Raw genomic sequence first — 14,141 nt, 5'->3', positions numbered from 1 at the left:
GACATTCGCTATCCGGTAACCGCGGATTCGTGAATAGCGAATGCCATCACGCAGACCTTCATGCGGCTGGAATGGATTGAATGATCCGCGCTGCCAAACTATCGTGCGCGCGTGATGAAGTCATTTGATCGTATCCATCGGCGCCTTTTGCCGGCAGCCCTTGCCATTTTGGCCATTTGCGCGGTGCTGCCCCGTCAAACCCTGGCGCAGCCAAACTACCCCACCCGGCCCGTCCGTGTCGTCGTGCCCTTTGCGGCCGGCGGCGTCGCGGACACGACCGCGCGCATCGTCGCGGACAAACTCGCCGAAAAGCTCGGCCAACGCTTTTATGTCGAAAACCAGCCCGGCGCCGGCGGCATCACCGCGGCGCGCACGGCGCTGGGCGCGGCGGCCGACGGCTATACGCTGATCATGCTGACCAACGGCACCGCGGTCAGCGTGTCCTTGTTCGAAAAACTGCCGTTCGACCCGGTGAAGGATTTCACGCCGGTCTCCAGTCTTGGATTCTTCGACTTCGCGTTCGTCACCAGCGCCTCCTCCGGCTTCAAGACGCTCGCCGAATTCATCGCGGCGGCGAAACAAAAACCGGGCGCGCTCAATGTCGGCACCATCAATGTCGGATCGACGCAGAACTTGTCCGCCGAACTGTTCAAGACATCAGCCAATATCGACTTCACGCTCGTGCCGTTTCGCGGCAACCACGAGGCCGAGGTCGCGCTGTTACAGGGCAGTCTCTCACTCGTGATCGACAGCTATTCGATACTCCAGGGCAACATCGACGACGGCAAACTACGTGCGCTGGCTTCCTCCGGCTCGGTGCGATCCGAATCGACCCCCGAGCTCCCTACCGTGCAGGAAAGCGGCGTCAGCGGCTACGATGTCGTGTCCTGGAACGCGCTGTTCGCGCGATCAGGCACGCCGCCTGAAATCATCAAGACGCTGAATGCCGCCTTGCAGGACATTCTTGGCGATGCCGAGACCAAAAAGAAATTTCTCACGCTCGGCATCGAAGCGAGGGCCGGTACGCCGGAAGCGATCGAAGACCGGCTCAAATCCGATATCGTCAAGTGGCGGGCCGTGACCGAGAAGGCGAAAATTCCGAAACAATGAACCGCGCGTGTTTGAAAAGCCTTCCTTATAAAGAAAGACGCCTGTCATGACCGCCCCCAAGATCGATATCGAGACCGATCCCAAGCAATGGAATATTGGCCTCATCGGCTATGGCGAGGTTGGACGCATCCTCGCCGAGGACCTGCGCAAACAGGACGTGCGCGTCGCCGCCTATGACATCAAGCTTCGCAGCGATCAGGCCGGCGGCGCATTGCGCGACCACGCCAGGCAGCACGGCGTCGCGCTGACGGCTTCGCACGCCGACCTCGCCGCGCAATCGGACTTCATCGTCTCGGCGGTGACCGCCAGCCAGGCGGTGCCCGTGGCGAAGGCCTGCGCGGCCGCCGTCAAACGAGGCGCCTGGTTTCTCGATTTCAATTCGGCTTCGCCCGGCGCCAAGCGGCGCGCGGCCGGCATGATCGATGCGGCCGGCGGGCGCTATGTCGAGGGCGCGGTGATGACGTCGGTGCCGCCCTATCGCATCAAGGTGCCGCTGTTGCTCGGCGGCGCCGACGCGGCAGCGCTTGCGCCAAAGCTTGTCGAGCTCGGCTTCGTGGCGAAAGTCGCGAGCGACAAGCTTGGCGTGGCGTCCGCGGTAAAGATGTGCCGCAGCGTCATGATCAAGGGGCTGGAGGCCATGGTGATCGAAAGCTTCACCACCGCGCGTGCCTATGGCGTGGAAGATGCGGTGCTGGCTTCGCTGAAGGAAACATTTCCCGGCATCGACTGGGAAAAGCAGGGCGCCTATTTCTTCCAGCGCGTGATCGAGCATGGCCGACGTCGCAGCGAGGAAGTTCGCGAAGTCGCCGAGACCGTGCGCGAGGTCGGGCTTGAACCGTGGTCGTCGCAGGGCACCGCCGAGCGCCAGGCCTGGATCGCCGATTTGGCCGATCAGGGCCTGTTCGGCGAACGCGGCGCAAAAGAATTTGCGCGCAGCGCGGATTGGCGAACTGAGGCGGACAGGATTCTCGCGGCGATCAAGAAAGGCGAGTCGTAAGGTCGTCCCTGCGACCCGTGATTCCGCAGTATGGGTCCCCGCGCCAGTGCCCAATTGCGCGCAAGGCGGGGACTACGAGATCGTACATCGCGGGCCGGGATCTAACCTGTTCGTGAATTTCATGCAGCGCCACACCAACGTGTGGTCGAAGGTCAGTTGCCCGGAGCGGTTGTCGGTTTCCGCTGGTGCGGGGTGGCGAAACACACCCCTACCGCGACGTTATTCTCTTCGCGAAGGCCCTGATCGAGACTTTTCCTGAGCGCGTGCTCTGGGGCACGGATCGGCCGCATTCCAATTTGAAGGGCCACATGCCGGACGACGGACTTCTGCTTGACTTCATTCCACGCATCGCCGCCACGCCCGAGCTGCAACAAAAGCTGCTCGTGGATAACCCGATGCGGCTTTGTTGGCCGGAAGAGGCCCGATAACGCAGAATTTAGTGCACCGTCTCGAAACGGTATTCCTCTCCCTCGTCTCCCAGCGACATGATGCTATACAGCCGCTGCAATTCTTCCTCGAGGTGCTCGTTGACGAGCATCAGCGCTTCAAGCGCTCCCCGCATGTTGCCATCGCATGAGGCAATGATCTTTTCGATAGCAACTTCAGTCCGCTTGTACGCCATTGGTAATCCCCTACTGAACACCCGTATGCCCATATCCGGGGCGGATTGGGGCAAAATTCGGCGTCGGAAGCGATCATTTAATGGCGCAACAGGGTTTTCCCCCGCCGATTAGGAATACCTACGCGGCGACCGCAAGGGAGCGCGGACTGACCACATATTCCTTCAGGACGTTGTCCTTGGCGTCGACCTCAACCAGGGATACGTCATATGTCCAGAGATCAGCGAGATGTTGCAACACGCGCCTAGCGTCGGTTTCGTTGAGCTGGGCGCCTTTCACTACCACATGGCGAAGCATCAGCCGGCGATCGCCGGCGAGATCGACATCCATCACCTCTATGTTCGGGTCGATATAGCCAACGTCATATTGCCTGGCGAGTTCGCGGCGGATGCGGCGATAACCGCGCGCATCGTGGATCGCATCGACCTGGATGCCTTCGCTGAATTCGGGATCGTCGTGCAGATGAAACAGCCGCCAGCTTCGCATCAGCCTTGGAGACAGGAATTGGCTGATGAAGCTTTCGTCGCGATAATTGGCCCAGACCTGACGCAGCACGCCCATGACGTCGCCTGAGCCCGCGATATCCGGAAACCACTCGCGGTCCTCGTCGTCGGGTTCGGTGACGATGCGCTCGATGTCCTGCATCATCGCAAAGCCGAGCGCGTATGGATTGAAGTCCGAGAAACGCTGATCGTCGAATTCAGGCTGGAACACCACGTTGGTGTGCGACTGCAGGAATTCGAGAAAATTGCCGTCGGAGAGCCGGCCCTGCTGATGCAGGCGATTCATGATGCGATAGTGCACATAAGTCGCGGTGCCCTCGTTCATGACCTTGGTCTGGCTCTGCGGATAGAAGTATTGCGCGATGTGGCGCACGATCCGCAGCAATTCGCGCTGCCAGGGTTGAAGCCGCGGCGCGGTCTTTTCCAGGAAATAGAGAATGTTCTCCTGCGGCAACCCGAGCAGCTTGCGCCGCCGCTCGGTGTTGAGGATCTCGGTGCTCTTCGCGGGCCCCGTCGGCACGGTGCGCCACAGATCGTTGAACACGCTCTGCTCGTGCTCGCGGCGTTCCTTGGCGCGCTTCTCTTCGGTACGCAGATCGAGGTTCTTCTTGCCCGGGTAACGGTCGATGCCATGCGACATCAGGGCATGCGCGGCATCGAGCGTCATTTCGACCGCGAGCCTGCCATAGCGCTCCTCGCATTGGGCGACATAGCCCTTGGCGAAATCGAGATAGTCGAGGATGCCGTCGGCGTCGGTCCATTGCCGGAACAGGTAGTTGTTCTTGAAGAAGTGGTTGTGGCCGAAAGCAGCGTGCGCGATCACCAGCGTCTGCATGGTCGCGGTGTTTTCTTCCATCAGGTAGGAAATGCAGGGCGAGGAGTTGATCACGATCTCATAGGCGAGACCCATCAGCCCCTTGCGATAGAAGGTTTCGTGGTGGGCGAAACGCTTGCCGAACGACCAGTGCTTGTAGAACAGCGGCATGCCGGACGAGGAATAGGCATCCAGCATCTGCTCGGCGGTAATGATCTCGATCTGGTTCGGATAGGTATCGAGGCCGAGTTCGCCGTGCGCAATCTCCTCGCAGGCATCGTGAATGCGCTGGAGCTGCGAGAAATCCCAATCGGCGCCCTCGAACAGGCGTTCGCTCGTGTTTGTCATGGCGCGGCCTTCTCCTGGCCCTGGCGACGCTGAAACAGGTCGTGAAACACCGGAAAGATTTCGCTGCGGCTCGCCACCTTGCGCATCGACAACGGTGCGCCCTCAGCACGCAGGCGGTGATAGAGCGTCCACAGCGAGGAATCCGGCATCTCGAAGGAGGAGCCGTTGGCCTCGCCGACTTCGAGATAGGCGAAGAACTGGCTGACCGGGAGAATGTCTTCGGTCAACAGGCGTCCGGTAAGCGCGCTGTCGGCAATCGAATTATCGCCGTCGGAGGCCTGCGCCGCATAGATGTTCCAGTCGGCGGGGCGGAAGCGCGAGCGGACGATGTCGCTCATGGCCTGCAAGGCGCTGGATACCATGGTGCCGCCCGATGCCGGCCCGTGGAAGAACGTGTCTTCGTCGACCTCCTCGGCGCGATCGGTATGACGGATGAAGACGATCTCGACGTGCCGGTAGCGGCGGGTGAGAAACACGTAGAGCAGCATGTAGAAACGCTTGGCGAGATCCTTCATATGCTCGGTCATCGAGCCCGACACATCCATCAGGCAGAACATCACAGCTTGCGCGACCGGCTTCGGCACGGCCTCAAAGCGCCGGTAGCGGATGTCGATCGGATCGATGAAAGGAATGCGCTTGGCCTTGGCCTTGAGCGTTTCGATCTGGCTCAACAACTCGGCGCGACGCGCCTCGGAGGTCGCGGCCTCCATCTCAGCCTCAAGCTCGGCAATCGTCTCCGGCTTCGGCCGCCGCAAGGCGACGCGGCGCGCGAGCGCAAGTTGCACGGTGCGGCTCACCGAGATATTCGCGGGCGAGCCGGACGTGGAATAGCCGGCGCGTTGAAGACCCTGGCTCTCCACTTCCGCAAGCTTGCGCTTGGCGAGATCGGGCAATTCCAGATCGTCAAGAAACAGATCGACGAATTCGTTGCGGGACAGCACGAAGCGGAAATCGTCCTCGCTGTCGCCCTCGCCGGCCTGCGAGCCGCGGCCGCCGCCGCCGTTCGGACGCGGAAGGATATCGCCTTCGACGAACTTCTTGTTGCCGGGAAGCACGCGGTCGCGCGTGCCGCCCTCGGTGCGGAAACGAGGTTCATGCATCCCGTCGAGCGGGATCGAGACCTCACCGCCTTCCAGGACATCCTTGATGTCCCGGCTTTCCGAGGTTTTCTTGACCGCGCCCTGCACCAGCGCCTTGGCGCGGCGAAGGAACCTCTGGCGGTTTTCCAGGCTCTTGGAACCTGGATTCAGTCGCCGATCGACAATGAACATCGCCACTAGTGCCCACTTTCCGAAGTTCGTGTTGCACCTCCAGCACCCACCTTTCACGAACTTCGGAAAGTCGTGGGCACCAGAAAACTTATGATTTCCAGTACCGCTTCCCTATTTGACGGTCCTGGCTCGAGTTCGCCGCTTGTGGTGCAGGAACGGTCAAATAGGCGGCACTGTTGCCATCGCCTCGCCGCTACTGCCTCAGCCGGCTTGTTTCACCCGCATGTACCATTCGACGAGCCTGCGGACCTGGCGCTCGGTATAACCGCGCTCCACCATCCGCGCGACAAAATCGCCGTGCTTCTTTTCGGTGTCGCCGTCCTTCTTCGACCCGAACGAGATCACCGGAAGCAGATCCTCGACTTGCGAGAATATACGCTTTTCGATGACTTCGCGGATCTTTTCGTAACTCGTCCAGGCCGGATTCTTGCCGCCGTTCTGGGCGCGCGAGCGCAGCGAGAACTTGACCACCTCGTTTCGGAAGTCCTTCGGGTTGGCGATGCCTGCGGGCTTCTCGATCTTGGTCAGTTCCTGATTGAGCAACTCGCGATTGAGCATCTGCCCGGTGTCGGGATCCTTGAAGTCCTGATCCTCGATCCAGGCATCGGCGTAATCGACGTAGCGGTCGAACAGGTTCTGGCCGTAGTCCGAGTAGGACTCCAGATAGGCCTTCTGGATTTCGTTGCCGATGAATTCAGCGTAGCGCGGAACGAGTTCGGCCTTGATGAATTCGAGATAGCGCTTCTCGATTTCCTCCGAATGCTGCTCGCGCCGGATCGCCTGCTCCAGCACATACATCAGATGCACCGGATCGGCGCCCAGTTCGCTGGTGTCGTGGTTGAAGGTCGACGCCAACACCTTGAAGGCGAAACGGGTGGAGACACCGTCCATGCCTTCGTCGACGCCGGCCGCGTCCTTGTATTCCTGCACGCTGCGTGCCTTGGGATCGCTCTCCTTCAGGCTTTCGCCGTCATAGACGCGCATCTTGGCAAAGGTCGTCGAGTTCTCGTGCTTGCGAAGCCGCGACATCACCGAGAAGCGGGCCAGCGTCTCGAGTGTGGACGGCGCACAAGGTGCGGCGGCGAGTTCGGAGCCGGAGATCAGTTTCTCGTAGATCTTCTGCTCTTCGGTGACGCGCAGGCAATACGGCACCTTGATGACGCAGATGCGGTCGATGAAGGCTTCGTTGTTCTTGTTGGCCTTGAAGCTCTGCCATTCGGCTTCGTTCGAGTGCGCGAGTATGATGCCGGTGAACGGGATCGCACCGATATTCTCGCTGCCGATATAGTTGCCTTCCTGCGTGGCGGTGAGCAGCGGATGCAGCATCTTGATCGGCGCCTTGAACATCTCGACGAATTCGAGGATGCCTTGATTGGAGCGGTTGAGTCCGCCGGAATAGCTGTAGGCGTCCGGATCGTTCTGCGCATAGGTCTCGAGCTTGCGGATATCGACCTTGCCGACCAGCGAGGAGATGTCCTGGTTGTTCTCGTCGCCCGGCTCGGTTTTCGCGATCGCGATCTGGCGCAGCCGCGAGGGCTGGATCTTGGCGACGCGGAAGCGGGAGATATCGCCGCCAAAGGCTTCGAGCCGTTTCAGGCACCACGGACTCATCAGCCCCGAGAGGCGCCGGCGCGGAATGCCGTACTTCTCCTCTATCATCGGCCCGAGCTGCTCGGGATCGAACAGACTGAGCGGGCTCTCGAACACGGGCGAAAGTTCATCGCCGGCCTTGAGCACGTAGATCGGGTGCACTTCCATCAGCGACTTCAACCGCTCTGCGAGCGAGGACTTGCCGCCGCCGACCGGCCCGAGCAGATAGAGGATCTGCTTGCGCTCTTCGAGGCCCTGGGCTGCATGCCGGAAGAAACCAACGATGCGTTCGATCGTTTCTTCCATACCGTGGAAGCCGGCGAAGGCCGGATAGACGCGCATCGTCCTGTTCAAAAAAATACGGCCAAGGCGTGGGTCCCTGGCCGTGTCTATCATCTGTGGTTCACCGATCGCTGCTAGTAGTCGTTCGGGTGCATTCGCATATCGCATCGGATCCCCTCGACACGATTCTAGATATTCCGCCATCGACATATCGGTTTCGCTTCGCGCCTCAAACGATCGGGCGAAAGCGTTGAACAGAGAGTCGTTATACATTGATCCCGCTCCTCATCTGGTTTTCTGCAACGCTGGAACGCGCGTCATAATCTCGCCGTCAAACGCTGCCTGTACCGGCCCCTCGAATCAGTTTCCGCACTGTCCTGCATTGGACACGCGACGGACTCCATGGGGCAATGCAATAGTTGTGCAAGGCGATCCGTCGTGGATAAAAAATCATACAAATCCTACGCCGTGTAACCGTCACGCAACATTCCGGGTCACTACCGACATGCTGTCATGACTGGGATTAACGCTTTATTAACGATAATCTGTCCGCCGCCCAACAATCATTTTGCGCGGCGCAGCCGGCGAGAACGCGGCATCAGCCTTCACAAGCACGGCACTATTGTTCACCGGCGCGACGGAGTGACGCGGCGATGGAACCAGGCGCCTGTCCTTCATCCGTTCGATGGGCTTTCATGAACGTCATTCACGTCATGCGATCCGCGTCGCCGGTTGCGCCCGGCTGGCCGCGCGATGGGCGGCGCATTCGACGAAGGGCGAAGACCGGCCGGGGCGAATGCTCCCGCCAGCCTAAAACCCGAAAATCGCCGCCCAAACCGCCGGATTCAGCCTGTCAAAGCGCCTGCCACCGGGATTTTTCGGGGTATAGTTTGAGCATTGGAATCGACCCGCCAATGGCCCCAAGGCCTGCCGGCGGGATTTTTGGGCGGGACGGCCCGAAAAGCAGGCGGTATCCGGCAATTTTGTGCAAGGAATGGTCATGATCCCCAGTGCCGACATGTCGACGATTCTGAACCGCATTCTCGACACGGCCGCGGACAACTTGCGGATCGCCAAGATCCTGGTCCAGCTCGGCCTCGATCCCAACAATGTGACCTACGACGCGATCTTCAATCGCCTGCTCGAAATCTTCCTGCATAACATTACGCTTGCCAACCTGCTCGCGCTGATCGGCTCGATCTTCTTTGTCGCGACGCTTCTGACGCAGACCATGGTCCCCTTGCGCGTTGCCAACATGATCGGCTGCGCGTTCTTTGCCGCATTCGGCGCGCTCACCGGAGCCATCACGACATTCCTGCTCTACCTCCTCATGGTGCCGATCAACGCCTGGCGGCTGCGGCAGATGCTTCAGCTCGTGAAGATGGCGCGCGGCGCGACGCAGGGCGACACCTCGATGGAATGGCTGAAGCCGTTCATGACCGAGCGCAAATACAAAAAGGGCGACGTGCTGTTCAAACGCGACGATGACGCCGACGAGATGTTCCTGACGGTGACCGGAAGATTCCTGGTCAACGAGATCAATGTCGAACTGCCGCCGGGGCGGCTGATGGGCGAACTCGGCTTTCTGTCGCCCGACAACAAGCGCACCGCGACCGTGACCTGCCTCGAGGGCGGCCACGTGCTGACCATCACTTACGAGAAGCTGCTCGAGATCTACTTCCAGAATCCGCAATTCGGCTATTACTTCCTGGTGCTCACCAGCCAGCGCCTGCTGGAAAATATCGCGCGCCTCGAAGGCATCATCGCCCAGAACAAGATCACGCAGCCGGCGGCGCACCAATCGCACTGATTGGCTCTGCCGATAAACAGGCAGCGTCCGCGTTCATGCGGACCCGGTATATTTACGGTCACGCCGAAGCGGCCGGCTGATGCGGCTATAGCCTCGCGTGCGAGGTTGATGAGGCTATCCGCAACTCCAATGACGATAGCGTTGCAACTTAAAGCAGGCCGCGGAAAGCACGCGCTAGCGCTGCGGCCCCATAGACCTCCTTCCGCTGATCGTCCAAAATCGGTCGATGACCGCGCGAGGACGGCGCATGGCGAAATTCGGAAAGCAGACGGCATGAAGGGATGGCGAGCGCGCATCGGATTTCTGGTACCTCCCGGAAATCCGACGGTCGAACCGGAAATGATGGAGCTCGCGCCGTCAGGCGTATCGCTTCATTTCACCCGGATGAGTGCGGACGGCCCGGCCGGGACGCATGTCGGCCAGGAAGAACGCAATCTGAGCCAGGTTGCGAGCGTGCCTGCTTGCGTCAAGTTGCTTTCCATGGTGTCGCCCCGCGTCATCGCGCTGGCGCATACGGCGACGAGCTATACGCTCGGACAACAGCGGGAAGCCGAACTTGTCGCGCAGATGGAAGCTTTGAGCGGGGCCCGCTTCATCACCGCGTTCGGAAGCGTGCTGGAGGCCTTTTCGCACCTCGGCGCTCGCCGGATCGCTTATGCTACGCCCTATTCCGCCGAGATGACCTCGCTCGGCAAGCAGCACCTCGAAAAATGCGGCCTGCACGTCGTCAGCTCGGGACAGCTGACCGGCGTCCGCAACATTTACGAGGAAAGCAGCGAAAGAGCCTATGCCATCGCTCAGCGGCTTCGGCCATGATGTGGCATGCATTGCGAACCGCGGGCGTCCGCTGCGCCATCAAGGGCTACGGCCGGTTGCTTGAAGGAAACCCGGTATAAGTCTTCCGCAAACGCCCCAGCTAACGAGATATAAAGAATTTTAACTAATTGATTGCCGACTTCGAAACAGCCTCGCGCCAGAATACAGGTTGAGCGCGAACGGTGAGTCGGCGCGGCCGTTCGTCCTCGATGCAACCGGAAGAGATCCCTTTACGGAGGGTACCATGCATTTTGTAGCTGGAGCGCTTGTCGTCTTGTCCGGCATCCTTTACGCCGCCGGAAATAACGACATCGGCGAGTATGGGCCGACCATTTGCAGTTACGGCGGCACGTTCTGCGACCACCCATCTTATGTCTTCGTGGGCGCCGTGCTCGCCGCTCTCTGGGGCACGTTCGTCAGCATTCGCTGAACGATTGCCGGCCGGACTTGTCAAGGTTTGGGATTAGGTGGCTCTGCCTGCGTTGGCCCGGGCGGTTCGGGCTCGACCGCGGGTTGCGGCGCGGTTGGCGCCACCGAGGCGCCGGCGTCGTGGGCGGCCTGGGTCGTCGCCATTTGGTGATCGGAGAGCGAGGCCGTCCGCGCCTGCGCACGGCTCCATGGGCCATGGTCGATGACCAACATCGCCACGATCCCGAAAATCGCAATCGCGAGCGCAACCAAAACCGGCCACACACCTATATGCCTCGCGTGATCAGAGACCATTCGAACACCCTCGCCTGACGCGCTTCCCTCGTGGTCCGACTCTAACATTCGCATCCCTTCTCAGCGGGCACTTTTGCGAATGTTAGAATCTAAGGACCACTAGCAAATATAAGTTTCTGGTGGAGTTTCGGATTTGACATTCGCTTTACGAATCCGCGGCCAGACGGGTGGCAGATGTCAAATCCACTCCACTAACGTCAATGGCGGGCGGCAGCGAAGGTTCCGCCTTCCGCCCGGTTCCGTGTTCCGGTTTGCCACGGCGAATGTGCCTATCCATGTCGAGGGAAGCTCGTCGTGATATCCTTGGAGTCAAGGCGCACCAGCTGCTTTCAGAGAGCAAAGTCGACAGCGCCGTGTCAGCGCTGGCGGGTTTGCGAGCAGGTTGCCTACATCGCGTTGGTCGGCGTCGGGCGGTCGGCGATCTGCTGACCGAACAGGCTGCCGATCAACTCCACGACGCTGCGCGCGGTGCGACCGCGCTCGTCGAGGAACGGATTGAGCTCCACGATGTCGAGCGAATGCACGATGCCGGAATCGTTCAACAGCTCCATGATCAGGTGGGCCTCGCGATAGGTCGCCCCGCCCGGCACCATGGTGCCGACGCCCGGCGCGACCTCCGGGTCGAGAAAATCGACATCGAAACTCAGATGCAGCACGCCGTCGACCGCTCTGACCTTGTCGATGACGCGCCGGATCAGGACGCTGACGCCGAATTCGTCGATCTTGCGCATATCGGCGACGCTGATGCGGCGAAGTTTCACCAGGTCCTTTTCGAGCTTGTCGATCGAGCGGGTGCCGAACAGCTCCAGCCGGCTCGAATCGATCGACGCGCGCGGCTCGTGACCCAACAACCCATCGAGCCCTTCTTCGCCACACAAGAACGCCGCCGACATGCCGTGCAGGTTGCCGGTGATGGTCGTGGCCGGGGTGTTGTAGTCGGCGTGCGCGTCCAGCCACATGACGAAGAGCTCCTTGCCCTGTTCGCGGCAATGACGCGCGACACCATTGATCGAACCCATGGAGAGCGAATGATCGCCGCCGACAAAGATCGGAATGGCGCCGGAACGCGCCAGATCGTAAGCCCGCGCGCTGATCGTCCGGATCCAGCGTTGAATTTCCCGGTAGTGCTTGGCGTTGCCAGGCGGGGTGTCGTGGAGCGCGGCAACACCGTCAACCGTCATGTTGCCGTGGTCTTCGACCACAAAATCGAGCCCTTCGAGCAAGCTCAGAAGGCCGGCGGTTCTGAGCGCATCCGGCCCCATCAGGGTTCCGCGTTGTGACGCCCCGATTTCGATCGGCGCGCCGAGCACGGCGATCTTTCTTTGCTGTCCTGAAACATTCACGGCCGAAATCCCTCAAGCGGTGTCACAGAATCGTGCAGGATTGCGAATGTTGGCGACCGGGCCGAGTTTAGCCGCAAGTTTTCGATTCTGATATTCCGGTTTGATGCGGGGGCCGAATCAGATTGACCTTCGGCGGCCCGCGATTATTCCCGGCGAAAACGACTTGGAAGCGGCCCGTCCAGCTTGATCATTTTGCAAAGCGGGCGGAAATTACCGACCATTCGGAGTTTCGACGGCGAGGCCGGTTTCCGGGATGAGGCGATGGACGAAGAACACCGTATTGCGGCCAGGCATCGCGAATCCCGACCGAGTTCACGCTCGAGACAGACGGCGATCACCGCCTCTGCCGCGTCATCTGGCGCAAGGAAAAGCGCATCGGCGTTATCTTCGAAAAGGAAAAAGGCGGCTGAGCGAAAGTCGCGAATCAGCCGATAGTACGCAGGCAAATTCGTCGATCCCGAAAGCCTTTGCCCCCTTTAGGCCGTGACCCAATCGCAAGCCAAACCAGCTGCCGCGCCCCAGTGGGCTCCCCGCCTCGCGCAGGAAGCGCGGCTGCGCGAGCTCGATCGCCTGTTCGTTCGCGAGTCCAATGTCGAGCCGGACATATCGGTCGAAATCGAGCGCGCGGCGCTGCTCGGCGCGCTCGATCGCCGCCAAGACGCGCAGGCGGCGTTCATCGATATTTTGCGCCGGCACCCGACCCATTTCAGCGCGCTCAACGAATTTGGCACGCTGCTCGCGGCGCAAGGCGCGATCGATGCCGCCTGCCGCGTCTATGCCGAGGCGATCCTGCATCATCCCGATAATCCGATGGCGCATGTGAACCTCGGCAATCTCCTGCTTCGCGCCAACCGTCATGCCGAGGCGCGGACGCATTACGAGGCCGCCTTGAAAGCCGATCCGGATCATGCCGCTGCCCATCAGGGCATGGGCGCGGTGCTGTCGGACGAAGGCGACCGCGACGGCGCACGCGAGCATTTCGCCAAGGGATTTCGCGGCCACGCCGTCTCGACGCTGCCCTATCGCGGCGCGGGTGCGCCGATTCCGCTCTTGCAACTGGTATCCTCCGGCGGCGGCAACATTCCGACCGCGCCGTTTCTCGACGACTGCGTGTTTCTGACCACGGTGATCGTGGTGGATCATCTCGATCCGACGACGCCGCTGCCGCCGCACGGACTGATCTTCAACGCGATTGGCGATGCCGATCTGTGCCAGCCGGCGCTTGAAGCCGCAATCCGCCTCACCGCACGTTCGAAGGCTCCTGTGATCAACGATCCGCGTGCGGTGATGAAGACCGGACGTCTCGATAACGCCACGGATCTCGCGGCCCTGCCGGGCGTGGTGACGCCAAAAGTCGTGCTGCTGCCGCGCGCGCACCTCACCGGCCTCGCTGCCGCCGCCCGGCTCGCCGGCGAAGGATTCACCTTCCCGCTGCTGTTGCGCTCGCCGGGCTATCACACCGGCCGCAATTTCGCACTTGTGGAGAAGGCCGCCGATCTCGCCGCTGCCATTGCCGAGCTGCCGGGCGAGGAACTGCTCGTAATCGAATATCTCGACGCGCGAGGCCAGGACGGCAACGCGCGCAAATACCGTGTGATGATGATCGGCGGAAAAATCTTTCCGCTGCATCTGGCGATTTCGCGAAACTGGAAGGTGCATTATTTCAGTTCCGACATGGCCGACAAGCCGGATCACCGCAAGGAGGAGATGGCGTTCCTTGCCGACATGCGCGCGGTTCTCGGCGACAAGGCCATCGCCGCTCTGCATGCGGTCTGCGGGCGGCTCGCCCTCGACTATGCCGGCATCGATTTCGGGGTGAATGCGCAAGGCGATCTTCTGCTGTTCGAGGCCAACGCCACCATGGTGATCGCCTCGCCGGATAACGACCCGCGCTGGGCCTATCGGCGCGGGGGG

At 60.9% G+C, this 14,141-nt stretch carries 12 protein-coding genes and 1 pseudogene; 7 read left to right on the top strand and 6 right to left on the bottom strand.

What is annotated here, in order from left to right; translation table 11 throughout:
* Positions 1–114 precede the first annotated feature (114 nt).
* The 3 genes and pseudogenes from WB528_RS01225 to WB528_RS01215 form a co-directional block, all read left to right on the top strand.
* Positions 115–1,110, top strand: coding sequence for a Bug family tripartite tricarboxylate transporter substrate binding protein (locus WB528_RS01225; RefSeq protein ID WP_423886611.1), 996 nt, complete (start codon positions 115–117; stop codon positions 1,108–1,110).
* Between the two features lie 46 nt (positions 1,111–1,156).
* Positions 1,157–2,107 (top strand): DUF1932 domain-containing protein, encoded by a 951-nt coding sequence (locus WB528_RS01220; protein WP_423886610.1) that lies wholly within the window; start codon positions 1,157–1,159, stop codon positions 2,105–2,107.
* 91 nt (positions 2,108–2,198) lie between these two features.
* Positions 2,199–2,535, top strand: a pseudogene (locus WB528_RS01215) (amidohydrolase family protein); the annotation flags it as partial.
* An 8-nt stretch (positions 2,536–2,543) separates the two neighbouring features.
* On the opposite strand, the gene WB528_RS01210 reads toward WB528_RS01215, so the two are convergent.
* The 4 genes from WB528_RS01210 to WB528_RS01195 form a co-directional block, all read right to left on the bottom strand.
* Positions 2,544–2,729 carry a hypothetical protein gene (locus WB528_RS01210; RefSeq protein ID WP_423886609.1) on the bottom strand — a complete coding sequence of 62 codons (186 nt, stop codon included), beginning with the start codon at positions 2,727–2,729 and terminating at the stop codon, positions 2,544–2,546.
* A 118-nt stretch (positions 2,730–2,847) separates the two neighbouring features.
* A complete protein-coding gene (locus WB528_RS01205) occupies positions 2,848–4,392 on the bottom strand; it encodes a SpoVR family protein (protein WP_423886608.1) in 1,545 nt (514 codons plus the stop codon).
* Positions 4,389–5,663 carry a YeaH/YhbH family protein gene (locus WB528_RS01200; protein ID WP_423886612.1) on the bottom strand — a complete coding sequence of 425 codons (1,275 nt, stop codon included), beginning with the start codon at positions 5,661–5,663 and terminating at the stop codon, positions 4,389–4,391. The genes WB528_RS01205 and WB528_RS01200 overlap by 4 nt, the downstream gene beginning before the upstream one ends.
* A gap of 201 nt (positions 5,664–5,864) precedes the next feature.
* The gene (locus WB528_RS01195) at positions 5,865–7,808 is read right to left on the bottom strand and encodes a PrkA family serine protein kinase (protein ID WP_423886607.1); all 1,944 of its coding nucleotides are present in this window, start codon (positions 7,806–7,808) and stop codon (positions 5,865–5,867) included.
* Positions 7,809–8,535: 727 nt separating this feature from the next.
* On the opposite strand from WB528_RS01195, the gene WB528_RS01190 reads away from it, so the two are divergent.
* The 3 genes from WB528_RS01190 (at position 8,536) to WB528_RS01180 (ending at position 10,591) form a co-directional block, all read left to right on the top strand.
* Positions 8,536–9,345, top strand: a complete 810-nt coding sequence (locus WB528_RS01190; RefSeq protein ID WP_423886606.1) for a Crp/Fnr family transcriptional regulator — start codon at positions 8,536–8,538, stop codon at positions 9,343–9,345.
* A gap of 273 nt (positions 9,346–9,618) precedes the next feature.
* Positions 9,619–10,161, top strand: coding sequence for a maleate cis-trans isomerase family protein (locus WB528_RS01185; protein WP_423886605.1), 543 nt, complete (start codon positions 9,619–9,621; stop codon positions 10,159–10,161).
* Positions 10,162–10,405: 244 nt separating this feature from the next.
* The gene (locus tag WB528_RS01180) at positions 10,406–10,591 is read left to right on the top strand and encodes a hypothetical protein (protein ID WP_423886604.1); all 186 of its coding nucleotides are present in this window, start codon (positions 10,406–10,408) and stop codon (positions 10,589–10,591) included.
* A gap of 20 nt (positions 10,592–10,611) precedes the next feature.
* Here WB528_RS01180 and WB528_RS01175 read toward each other — a convergent pair whose 3' ends face one another.
* Both WB528_RS01175 and rocF read right to left on the bottom strand, forming a co-directional pair.
* Complete coding sequence (locus WB528_RS01175) at positions 10,612–10,884, bottom strand: hypothetical protein (protein ID WP_423886603.1); 273 nt, start codon at positions 10,882–10,884, stop codon at positions 10,612–10,614.
* Positions 10,885–11,270: 386 nt separating this feature from the next.
* Complete coding sequence (gene rocF / locus WB528_RS01170) at positions 11,271–12,227, bottom strand: arginase (RefSeq protein WP_423886602.1); 957 nt, start codon at positions 12,225–12,227, stop codon at positions 11,271–11,273.
* A gap of 483 nt (positions 12,228–12,710) precedes the next feature.
* Between rocF and WB528_RS01165 the strand changes: the two genes are divergently transcribed.
* On the top strand, positions 12,711–14,141 hold a 1,431-nt coding region (locus WB528_RS01165), incomplete at its 3' end, for a tetratricopeptide repeat protein (RefSeq protein WP_423886601.1).

Source organism: Bradyrhizobium sp. (genome assembly GCF_049586575.1).
Classification (GTDB): Bacteria; Pseudomonadota; Alphaproteobacteria; order Rhizobiales; family Xanthobacteraceae; genus Bradyrhizobium.
The sequence above is the reverse complement of the archived record's forward strand: the minus strand, read 5'-3'. Positions and strand labels throughout refer to the sequence as shown.